7 protein-coding genes are annotated in these 11,457 nt (G+C 41.8%); all 7 read left to right on the top strand.

The annotated features are described in order from the left end of the window. Positions 1-49: 49 nt before the first annotated feature. The 7 genes from FFM63_RS03015 to FFM63_RS02985 all read left to right on the top strand — a co-directional run bounded on the left by FFM63_RS03015 (position 50) and on the right by FFM63_RS02985 (position 11,191). Positions 50-979 (top strand): NADP-dependent oxidoreductase, encoded by a 930-nt coding sequence (locus FFM63_RS03015; RefSeq protein WP_137608871.1) that lies wholly within the window; start codon positions 50-52, stop codon positions 977-979. Between the two features lie 4 nt (positions 980-983). Next, complete coding sequence (locus FFM63_RS03010; RefSeq protein ID WP_137608870.1) at positions 984-1,298, top strand: hypothetical protein; 315 nt, start codon at positions 984-986, stop codon at positions 1,296-1,298. 154 nt (positions 1,299-1,452) lie between these two features. Further along, complete coding sequence (locus FFM63_RS03005; protein WP_137608869.1) at positions 1,453-4,188, top strand: YhgE/Pip domain-containing protein; 2,736 nt, start codon at positions 1,453-1,455, stop codon at positions 4,186-4,188. Positions 4,189-4,340: 152 nt separating this feature from the next. Further along, positions 4,341-6,164, top strand: a complete 1,824-nt coding sequence (gene kimA, locus FFM63_RS03000; RefSeq protein WP_137608868.1) for a potassium transporter KimA — start codon at positions 4,341-4,343, stop codon at positions 6,162-6,164. A 334-nt stretch (positions 6,165-6,498) separates the two neighbouring features. Beyond that, positions 6,499-6,945, top strand: coding sequence for a MarR family winged helix-turn-helix transcriptional regulator (locus FFM63_RS02995; RefSeq protein ID WP_137608867.1), 447 nt, complete (start codon positions 6,499-6,501; stop codon positions 6,943-6,945). After that, on the top strand, positions 6,945-9,329 hold the full coding sequence (locus FFM63_RS02990; protein ID WP_137608866.1) for an ABC transporter ATP-binding protein: 2,385 nt from the start codon (positions 6,945-6,947) through the stop codon (positions 9,327-9,329). Before FFM63_RS02995 ends, FFM63_RS02990 begins: the two co-directional genes overlap by 1 nt. 17 nt (positions 9,330-9,346) lie before the next feature. Further along, positions 9,347-11,191, top strand: coding sequence for an ABC transporter ATP-binding protein (locus tag FFM63_RS02985; RefSeq protein WP_137608865.1), 1,845 nt, complete (start codon positions 9,347-9,349; stop codon positions 11,189-11,191). The last annotated feature ends 266 nt before the right edge of the window (positions 11,192-11,457 follow it).

Here is an 11,457-nt window from a genome sequence, read left to right as displayed (position 1 = left end):
AAAAATGACGCAAGAAGTTATTTTCAGCAGTTAGAGAGGATGGATAAAGGTGAAACGATTCGCATTAAAAGACTACGGAACAGCCAAAGATGTATTGATTGAGATCCAAGCGGAAGCTCGGCCGGTCGACGAGACACATGTTCGAGTAGCGCTGACAGCTTTTGCAATCAATCCGTACGATGTCGCCTTGCGTCAAGGAGCGATGCGCGACTTTCGAACAGTGAAATTTCCTTATGTGCTAGGAAATGATGGCGCAGGGATCGTGACTGAAGTTGGTGCTGCCGTCACTCATGTAAAAGTCGGCAATGAAGTGATCGTTCATGCAATCAGCGGGACTTACGGCGAAGAAATCGTGGCTCCAGGAAAGAAAGTTGTAAAAAAACCGGCTGCTTTATCGTGGGAAGTTGCAGCAGGCATGGTGACACCGTGGCTGACGACTTATAATCTAGTCACGCATTTATTAGGTGATACGATCGGTCAAACCGTCATGGTACAAGGAGCTTCCGGGGCGGTTGGTTCATTATTGGTCCAGTTTTTGAAAAAACAAGGCAAAACCGTACTTGCTTCAGCTTCTAAACGAAACGAATCATGGGTCACCCGATTGGGCGCAGATCAGTTCGCAGCTTACGATCAAGCAGATGCTGGAAAAGTATTTGCCAATCAAGCAGATACTGTGATTGATGCGACAAAAGGCGGAGTTGCTGGAGAAGCGGGCGTACAGATCATGAAAACCGGCGGAAATTTTGTAGCATTGAATGCTTTACCGAAGGAACAAACGAAAACTGGAAATTATTTGGCGTTTGGACCATCAAAAGAATATTCTGATTTTGAGGCGTTAACAGCTTTAACAGAAGTAGCTGATGAAATCCAGTTAAAGATCGCGGAAGTTTTGCCGTTTACTCTAGCAAGCGTGATTTACGGACATGAAAAATTAGAAGGACACCCATCGGCGGGAAAAATTATTATAAAAAAGGAGTAAGAACATGGATCAGAAGAAATGGTCATTAGTAAAAGCAAATTATGGTGGCACAGAAGATCTGGCTGACGGCTATTATCGGTTGCGGGAGATCGAAGACGGGTATCAATTGGCCTATTTAGCAGCCGGTCCTTGCGGCGAAAAAGTTCCGCATCCAGAAGTGACCTTGCGGCAAGTGGACGATCACGTTGAACCGATTCGTTTGCGTGATTTGGAAGAGACACCGATTTTAAACTTAACACAAGCAGATTCAGCTAAAATCGAGGAGTTGACCGAACTGCTATTGGAGCGCTTCATCATGAGAAAAAATCTTGAGTTTTAAGCATTTCTTTAGTATTTATTGATTGAAAAGGGATACAATTATGACAAATCGTTAGGAATGTCAAAAAAGCAGATTCCAGACACTCACTAGAATTGAAATTTGCTGAAAATCCATGCTACAGTGGTTCAGCAAGAAAAAATAGTAGGTGAAATCAATGAACGTTTTTCAATCGCTTAAACATACATGGAATCTCTTTAAATTAGATTGGCGTCGGATTTTTAGAAATCCGATCGCCATTTTTCTGATGGCAGCTTTAGTCATCATCCCATCCCTTTATGCTTGGTTTAATATCAAGGCGTTGTGGGACCCGTATTCGAATACTGGCGAACTGCCGATCGCGGTCTACAGTGCGGATGCAGGCGCCACTTTTGAAGACAAAGATATCGAAATCGGAAATGAAGTGGTCAAAAATCTGCATAAAAATAAACAACTCGGCTGGCGCTTTGTCGACTCGAAAAAACAAGTCGTTGAAGGCGTAAAGTCAGGAAAATATTATGCGGGAATTTATTTGCCGAAAAATTTTTCTAAGGACTTATTGAGTTTTACTTCTGGCGAGATTCAAAAACCAAAAATTGAGTATTATTTGAATCAGAAAATCAATGCAATCGCTCCTAAAATCACAGACAAAGGGGCCAGCTCGATTCAACAAGAAATCAGCCAAGAATTTATTAAGACTGCCAGCTCGACGTTACTGAAAGTTTTTAATGAGATTGGTTACGATATCGATGCCAATTTGGTAAGCATCAATAAAGTGAAAAATTTGATTTTGACGACCAATGATAATTTAGACGAGATTGATAAATACACGCAAGAAGTCGTCGAAGTGCAAGGCAAGATGCCTGAGCTGAAAGAAAAATTAGCTAAGGCAAATGAACTACAAGCGTATTTGCCGCAAGTTGACGCGATGGGACAAAAATTGATCAGTCTGAATCAAAAAATGCCGGAGATCAAAAAACAAGCCGGTGTTATCTTGACGTTGCAGCAAAAAATCCCTGAGATCCAGCAAGCCGGCGATCAAATCGCGCAAGTCGATAGTGATTTTTCTGAAATCGAAACGACCATGAATGATGGGATCAATGAAGCCAAACAAGGGCTGAACATCATTCATCAAGTGCAGACGATCTTGCCGGACATTCAAAAGCTTGGCAATCAAGCCAACGATTTTGCGAATACGACAAAAGACGGTGCAGAAAAACTCCAAACGGCCATACCAAGCATTTCAAGCAGCGTTCAAGTTACGTTGGAATCCATCCAGCAAATCACTGCTACTACAGATTCATTAGTCGGAACGCTTCAAGAATTAATGGATAAAAACGAACTGACTAGTCAAGATAAGCAAAATATTGCAAAATTGATTGGTGACTTTCAAGCCGATATCGCACAACAAAAAACAGCTATTGATAAATTAGCCTCGTTCTTAACGGATCTGAAAAAGGTAGCAGATGATAATGGAAATACAACTGCCAGCAATGTATTAAGCACGTCGCTTGAGCATTTAAATGATCTTCAAGCCGTTTTAACTGATTTGAGCAATCATGCTGGAAGAATCAATGATGCTGTACAAGCAGGAAACTTAGAGTCAGCTCGACAACTGCTCAAACAAGTTACTGATTTTACAGATAAAATCGATGCAATCATCAATCAAATCAACGTCCAGCAAATTACAGAGACAGTCAGCACGGTTCTAAATAAGTTGATTGCCATGATCAACACGGCTCAAGGTGTCTTGAACCAAGCACAGCAAATCGATTTTGCATCGCTTTTGAATTCAACTGAAGGCACGGTCAGCAACGCAATTACTTTCTTAGAAAAATATCAAAAACAAATGCCGGCGATTGGTCAGGAAGTCCATGACGCGAATGTATTATTGAACGGCCATATGACGGACATCGTGAATGGTATCAATACGGGCGCGGATCTTTACAACAATGAATTGCCAGTAGTGGAACAAAAATTGGCTTTGGCCGCAAACTTCATGCAAAATGATTGGCCAGGGGTGAAAGAAGATTTGACCGGCGGGTTGAAAATCGCAAATGATAAAATGCCAGAAGTCGAACAAGCGTTAGATCTTGCCACCGATTTGATCCAAAACGATTGGCCAACACTGCGAGCAGGGATTCAAAAAGCCGCGAATGCGATCCAGCAAGGAGATCAAACAGTTGACCTTGGTCAAGTTTTGAAATTGTTGAAATTGGATGCTCAAAAGGAAAGTGATTTCTTCACGACGCCAGTGGAACTACAAACGAACGCGATGTATCCAATCGCAAATAACGGTTCAGCCAGCACACCATTTTATACAGCATTGTGTTTATGGGTCGGCGCGGTACTATTTTCAAGTGTCACGACTACCGAATTCTTTTTGGATAAAAAAGAGCGCGGCAAATACACAAAACGGGAACAATTTGGGGCACGCATGCTGACTTATTTAGCGGTCAGTGTTGGGCAAGCCTTGATCGTAACGTTGGGAAATATTTTCTTGCTGGATGTTTACGTAAAAAATCCAGTGTACAGTGTTCTATTTGCGGTCTTAGTGGCGTTAGCCTTTATGATGATCGTTTACACGCTCGTGGCGCTTTTTGGAACAGTCGGCAAAGGGATCGCGATCATCATCCTAGTGCTCTCTATTTCCGGCGGCGGCGGGAACTATCCGATCCAAGTATCCGGCAAATTTTTCCAAGCCGTCAATCCATGGCTGCCATTCACGCACGCAGTCAATTTATTACGCGAGAGTGCCGGCGGGATCTATTGGCCAAACGCGACTCAAGATATCATTATTATGATCGTTCTTTTCATCGTATTTGGGATCTTAGGAACGTGGGCTTATCCCATTTTACAACCGCATCTGAAAAAATTGACGAAAGTCGCACACGAAAGCAAAATATTCCATTAAAAAAAGACAGGCAAGACGACAGCAGATCGCTGTTTTCTTGCCTGTTTTTGGATTTTTTTCTACTCATGAAAAGTCATTGAAAAAAACATTGACATTTAGATAGAGTACGAGTAATATTCGCTTGTTGTATTTTATTAAAGGAGTGAGTCTTAGTGGATTATCTTAAACGTTTGCTGGTTGGACGGCCACTGAAATCATCTGAAAATGATGATCAAAATCTGTCGCGTTTTGCAGCTTTAGCGATGCTTTCTTCAGATGCATTGTCTTCTGTAGCTTATGGAACAGAACAGATCGTAGTCGTTTTAGTTACCTTGTCAGCAGCGGCGATTTGGTATTCGTTGCCGATCGCGATCGTCGTTTTAGTTTTGTTAACGTCATTGATTTTATCTTATCGTCAAATTATCCATGCCTATCCTCATGGCGGCGGCGCGTATGTCGTCAGCAGTGAGAACTTAGGAAAGAATGCCGGATTGATCGCAGGAGGCTCACTTCTTGTCGATTATATGCTGACCGTAGCCGTATCCGTCTCAGCTGGTGCCGAAGCCATCGCTTCTGCGATCCCAGCGCTTTATCATCATCGTGTTTTGATTTCTGTCATTATTGTTTTATTATTGATGCTGATGAATTTACGCGGGTTGCGCGAAAGTGCGGGGCTGTTGATGCTGCCGGTCTATAGTTTTATTGCAGTCATCACAATTTTGATCATTGTCGGTCTCGTGAAAATCCTAACTGGCACAGTACCTCTACATGCGACAGCTCAAGTTGGCGCAGTTGTTCCGGGAATTTCTATGGCGCTTTTGTTGCGGGCTTTCTCATCAGGCTCGTCTTCATTGACCGGGGTCGAAGCAATCAGTAATGCCGTTCCATTTTTCAAAAAACCGCGAGCAAAAAATGCGGCCGGCACTTTAGCCATGATGGGCTTGATACTAGGCTTCTTCTTTACTGGGATCACATTCTTGAACTATTGGTACGGAATCGTTCCTACAACAGAAGTTACCGTGTTATCACAAGTCGGTGAATCGGTTTTTGGTAAAGGGATCATGTATTATGTTTTACAATTTGTTACGGCCTTGATTTTAGCAGTAGCTGCGAACACAGGCTTCTCAGCGTTTCCTGTCTTGGCTTACAACTTGGCTAAGGATAAGTTCCTGCCACATCGTTACCAAGATCGTGGTGATCGTTTAGGCTACTCTAACGGGATCATCACTTTGGCGCTTGGTTCGATCGTCTTGCTTTTTATTTTCCAAGGTTCAACTGAACGTTTGATTCCATTGTATTCAGTTGGGGTATTCATTCCATTTACCTTGTCACAAACTGGGATGGTCTTGAAATGGCGCAAAGAAGGAGCGCATTGGCTTAAAAAATCGCTTGCTAACATTATTGGCGCAGTGATTTCTTTTGCGATCGTTTTGATTTTATTCATCTATCGCTTGCCGGATATTTGGCCATTCTTCATCATCATGCCAATCTTGATTTTTGGTTTTTATAAAATCCATGAACACTACAAAAATGTGGCGGAACAATTACGTCTGGTCGATGATGTGGAATTGCATGAATATGATGGGAATACAGTCATCGTATTAGTCGGAAATGTGACGCAAGTAAATATCGGAGCAATCAATTACGCGCGTTCGATTGGTGATTATGTGATCGCTATGCACGTTTCGCTAGAAGAAAATGAAGAAAAAGAACGGGAGATTCGTCACGAATTCCGTGAGAAATTCCCAGACGTCCGGCTCTCTGTCGTTCGTTCACCGTATCGTTCAATCGTCAATCCAGTCAGCCGCTATGTTGACCGCGTAAGTAAAAATGCACGACAACATAACTACACTACGACTGTTTTGATACCGGAATTTGTACCGAATCGTACATGGAAACGTTCGCTGCACAATCAAACAGCGATGCGTCTGCGCTTCCGGTTATCTTATCGTGATGACATTATTGTCGGCACATATAACTACCATCTAAAAAAATAATTTCACCAAAGAGGTTGTGGCAAGATTTTTGTCATGGCCTTTTTCTGTTTACAGCTCGATGCAAATCAACATTTGGTCTGTTGTATCCGTGGAAAAATTAATGCGAAAAAGCATTTTTTTCCGTTTTAAAAAAATTATTTGCCGCTCGTTAAATCGGTCGGTTTTCTCTGCTTTTTTAAGAAAAAAACAAAATATTAAAATTTGAAACGTATTCATTTATTTTTTGATTCAAAAGGGTTGATTTTTATTTTTATTAGCAGTAATATCAAACAGCATTAATTACTAATACTATTAGGTATTAAGTGGGCATATGTTTTTCGAAAGGAGGAAATTGATGACTTTTGCAGAAGATGCTGAACACGAATTGACCCAGATGATGGTCAAAAATCGTCATGGTGCATTCAGCAAGATCGAAAAAAGCAGTAAAGGCGCAAATATCGTCATTAAAGTGCTCGATCGATTAGGGGAACCCACCAATCCAAAGTATCTGGCTGAGGCGCTCAACTTATCGACGGCTCGAATCGCAGCTGTGCTTGGAAATTTAGAAAAGCGCGGGTTAATCATCCGAACGATGGATCCGGATGATCGGCGCCGAATCAATGTCAGCTTAACAGAACGCGGAAAAAAAGTAGCGAAAGCTGAAAAGCAGGAGATGCGGAACAAAGTTGTTCGAGTATTTGAACTGATGGGCGAAGAAGATACTAAAAAATACCTCGAATTGACTGCGAAGTTTATCAGCTACTCTAAGAAAATATCCATGGAAGGGGAAAGTGATCAATAGTGAAGATTTTTAAATATCTTGGTAAATACTGGTATGCGATTATTGCCGTGTTATTACTATTAATTGTACAAGCATCGAGTGATTTGAGCTTGCCAGGCTTAACGTCGGATATTGTCGACGTCGGTATTCAACAAGGAGGACTTGAACGATCGACTCCTGATAAAATCAGGAAATCAACGCTTCAAGGAATCGAATTGTTTATGACCGATGAAGAGAAGCAGATCGTCAATGATAATTATAAAGAAGCAACACGAACCGTTGACGGAAAAAAAGTTGCTATTTATGAATTAGATCTTCAAAAAGGTATGACTAAAGATAAGTTGGCTAAAATCTTTAATTTGCCGATGCTGATGATTGCTTCCACTCAAGCAGAAGATTCAAGTAATACGAATAAGGAAATAACAGATGTCATCACCAGTTATACCGCACTTTCAAAAGATGCTAAAAAAGCACAGACGCTAGGTGCAGAAGCTAAGACACTGGGCGAACAAGCACAAGCTGTCGGTAAAGAAGCCGCCGCAGCAACGGATGCGGCAACTGCCGCTGCTAAAGGTGCTGAAGCACAGAAATTAGCTGCTGAAGCACAAGCAAAAGGCGCCGAAGCTCAAAAACTTGGCGCTTCAGTCAAAGAAACTAACGATGCAATGCCTGAAAAAGTAGCAACTGCACGTGAAGCGACAAAAGAAGGTTTAGGCAGTGTCGGCGAAGATACTTTGAAATCAGTCGGGATCCAACTGACATTAGCTGAGTACAAAGATCTGGATATGAATACGAAAAAAATTCAAACAGATTATATCATTAAAACCGGCGCTAAAATGGTCGGTTTGACCTTGGTGTCTGCAGTTGCCGCGATTATTGTCGGCTTGATTGGTTCATTGGTCGCCGCGACAGTCGGGAAAAACTTGCGGGTCGGTCAGTACGAACAAACATTAGCCTTTTCGAATAATGAAATGGAAAAATTCTCACCCGCTTCATTAATCACTCGAAATACCAATGATATCCAGCAAATCCAAATGGGACTTGTCATGATCATGCGAATCGTTTTATACGCACCAATCTTAGGAATCGGCGGTATTTACAGAGTATACAAAACCGGAACTGGGATGGGTTGGATCGTCGGAGTTGCGGTGGCCGCAGTTTTAGTTTTAGTTTTGACATTGTTGCTGACAACGATGCCGAAATTCAAAGCTTTGCAAAACTTAGTGGACCGTGTGAACTTGGTTTCTCGTGAAATCATTACCGGTCTACCCGTTATTCGAGCTTTCTCACGGGAAAAATTTGAAAATGAACGCTTCGATGTAGCGAATACGAAATTGATGAAAACACAAATGTTTGTCAACCGTGCGATGTCGTTGTTGATGCCGATCATGATGTTGTTAATGAACGGTATTTCCGTCTTGATCGTTTGGGTCGGCGGACAAAACATGAGCAACGGTCAAATGCAAGTCGGGGATATGATGGCATTTATTACTTACACGATGCAAATCGTCATGGCCTTCATGATGTTATCGATGGTCTCAATCATTTTACCGCGGGCAAATGTTGCAGCGGCTCGTGTCGATGAAGTATTGAACACTGAACCAACGATCAAAGATCCTGAAAATCCAGAAGATAATCATAACTTTAAAGGTGAAGTGAAATTTGAAGGGGTTCAATTCCGTTATGGCGATGCGGATGCAGATGTTTTGCATCACATCAATTTCACGGCGAAGCCTGGTGAAACGACTGCCTTGATCGGTTCGACTGGTTCAGGAAAATCAACGATCGTCAATTTGATTCCGCGGCTGTTTGATGTAACCGGCGGACGGATCACGATCGATGGAATCGATATTCGCAAAATGAGCATGCACAAACTGCATGAAATCATGGGCTTTGTACCGCAAAAAGGAGTACTGTTCTCTGGAGATATCGCTTCGAATATCAAATTTGGTGATGCGAAAATATCCGATGAACAAATGAAAAAAGCTGCTGAGATCGCACAAGCAACTGAATTTATCAACGCCAATGAAAAAGGCTTTGACCGAGAAATCTCTCAAGGCGGGACAAATGTTTCCGGTGGACAAAAACAACGGTTGTCGATTGCTCGGGCGTTAGCGAAAAATCCTAAGATCTTGATTTTTGATGATTCATTCTCAGCGCTTGATAATAAGACGGATGTCACATTGCGCAGAGCATTGGCAGAAAGTGTCAAAGACGTGACTCAAATCATCGTCGCACAAAAAATCTCAACGATCTTGCATGCAGATAACATTATCGTCTTGGATGAAGGGCGTGTCGTTGCCCAAGGTCGTCATGAAGAATTGATGAAATCATCAGCGGTTTATCAAGAAATCGCTCAGTCACAATTAAGTAATGCTGAACTAGGCATAGAAGAAGCGGATTAAGGAGGAGCGAAAAAAGAATGGCAGATAAACAACAAAATCGCCCTCGTGGTGGCGGACATGGACCTATGGGCGCGGCACCAGTAGAAAAAGCCAAAGATTTCAAAGGAACAATCAAAAAATTGATCTCTTATCTTGGCGCATATAAAATTGCAGTTTTTCTAGTAATGATTTTTGCGATCGCCTCAACGATCTTCAACATTTGGGGACCTAAGATCTTATCAAAAGCAATTACAGAACTGTTTACTGGTTTAACTAAGAAATATGAAGGAACCGGCGACATCAACTTTGAGAAAATCGGCAGTGTCTTGCTCTTTATGTTGGGCCTGTACGTGCTGTCTTCTCTATTTGGAGTCATCCAAGGTTGGATCATGTCGACGATTTCCCAAAAGATCACGTATCGGATGCGGAAAGAAATCTCTGAAAAAATCAACCGGATGCCGATGAATTATTTTGAAAGCCGTACGACAGGTGAAGTATTGTCACGGATCACTAACGACGTGGATACTTTGGGACAATCATTGAACCAAAGTTTGACGCAGTTGATCACTTCGACCTTTACGATCGTCGGGGTCATCGTCATGATGCTTTCAATTTCAGTACAAATGACCGGGATCGCGATTCTGATCGTACCGCTTTCATTATTACTGATCATGATCGTCGTGAAAAATTCGCAAAAATACTTCCAGACACAACAAGAATATCTGGGTGTCATCAACGGGAAAGTCGAAGAAACAATCGGCGGCTATACGATCGTCCGTTTGTTTAATGAAGAAGAAAATTCATTGAATGAATTTAAAAAACAAAATGATGTCTTGTTCAAATCTGCTTGGAAATCACAATTTCTTTCTGGTTTGATGCAGCCGATTATGAACTTCATCGGTAACTTAGGATATGTCGGTGTAGCGATTGCCGGCGGGATCATGGCGTATAATGGAGCCATCACTGTTGGGGATATTCAAGCGTTCATCCAATATGTTCGTAATTTGACGCAACCGATCGCCCAACTTGCACAAGTATCAAATATGTTGCAATCAATGGCAGCTGCCGCTGAACGGGTCTTTGAATTCTTGAATGAAGACGAAGAAGATCAAACAGCTGAACATCCAGTTCAAATTGATAAGGCTGAAGGAATGGTCGACTTTGATCATGTTCAATTCGGTTATACACCGGATAAAATTATCATCCAAGACTTTACCTCGCATGTTGATCCTGGCCAAACGGTCGCTATCGTTGGACCGACAGGCGCTGGGAAAACAACGATGGTCAAGCTGTTGATGCGTTTTTATGACGTCAATTCTGGAGCAATCAAGATCGACGGACATAACATCCAAGATTTCAACCGTGCCGATCTGCGCAAAAATATCGGGATGGTCTTGCAAGATACTTGGTTGTTCAAAGGAACGATCATGGACAATCTTCGTTATGGCCGATTAGATGCGACTGATGAAGAAGTCTACGCAGCTGCGAAAGCCGCCCGTGTCGATCACTTCATCAAAACATTGCCAGGCGGTTATGAGATGGAATTGAATGAAGAATCGTCCAACATCTCACAAGGTCAAAAACAATTATTGACGATCGCGCGTGCGATCTTAGCAGATAAACCGATTTTGATCTTAGATGAAGCAACTTCATCCGTCGATACGCGGACTGAAGAATTGATCCAAGAAGCCATGAATAATCTAATGGCTGGCCGGACTTCATTCGTTATCGCCCATCGCCTTTCAACGATCAAAGATGCAGATAAGATCTTGTATATGCAAGATGGTGACATCAAGGAACAAGGGAACCATGAAGAATTATTAGCTCAACATGGACTCTATGCCGCATTGTATAATTCTCAATTTGAAGAATTAGCAGAATAAAAATTAAGTATGAAAAGCTGTACTAGTTGAAAAATTTTTAACTAGCACGGCTTTTTTATATTTTTTTTTATAAAATCTACTACTGAAAAGATTAAAGGCAATATAGAAATCGGTCAGTAGTGGATTTGAGTCAATATCTTGGACATATTTTAGTAGAGACTGCTAAGACATTTTCTCTGTTTCTAAATCTGGATTTGAGTCAATATCTTGGACATATTTTAGTAGAGACTGCTAAGACATTTTCTCTGTTTCTAAATCTTCAAACT

This window comes from Enterococcus pingfangensis, from assembly GCF_005405205.1.
Lineage (GTDB): Bacteria > Bacillota > Bacilli > Lactobacillales > Enterococcaceae > Enterococcus_A > Enterococcus_A pingfangensis.
This window is presented reverse-complemented; position numbering and strand designations above follow the sequence as displayed.

Excerpts from the sequence above, each read along its gene's own strand:
- FFM63_RS03010 (WP_137608870.1), top strand. The coding sequence starts at position 984 with ATGGATCAGAAGAAATGGTCATTAGTAAAAGCAAATTATGGTGGCACA.
- FFM63_RS03005 (WP_137608869.1), top strand. The coding sequence starts at position 1,453 with ATGAACGTTTTTCAATCGCTTAAACATACATGGAATCTCTTTAAATTA.
- FFM63_RS02995 (WP_137608867.1), top strand. The coding sequence starts at position 6,499 with ATGACTTTTGCAGAAGATGCTGAACACGAATTGACCCAGATGATGGTC.
- FFM63_RS02985 (WP_137608865.1), top strand. The coding sequence starts at position 9,347 with ATGGCAGATAAACAACAAAATCGCCCTCGTGGTGGCGGACATGGACCT.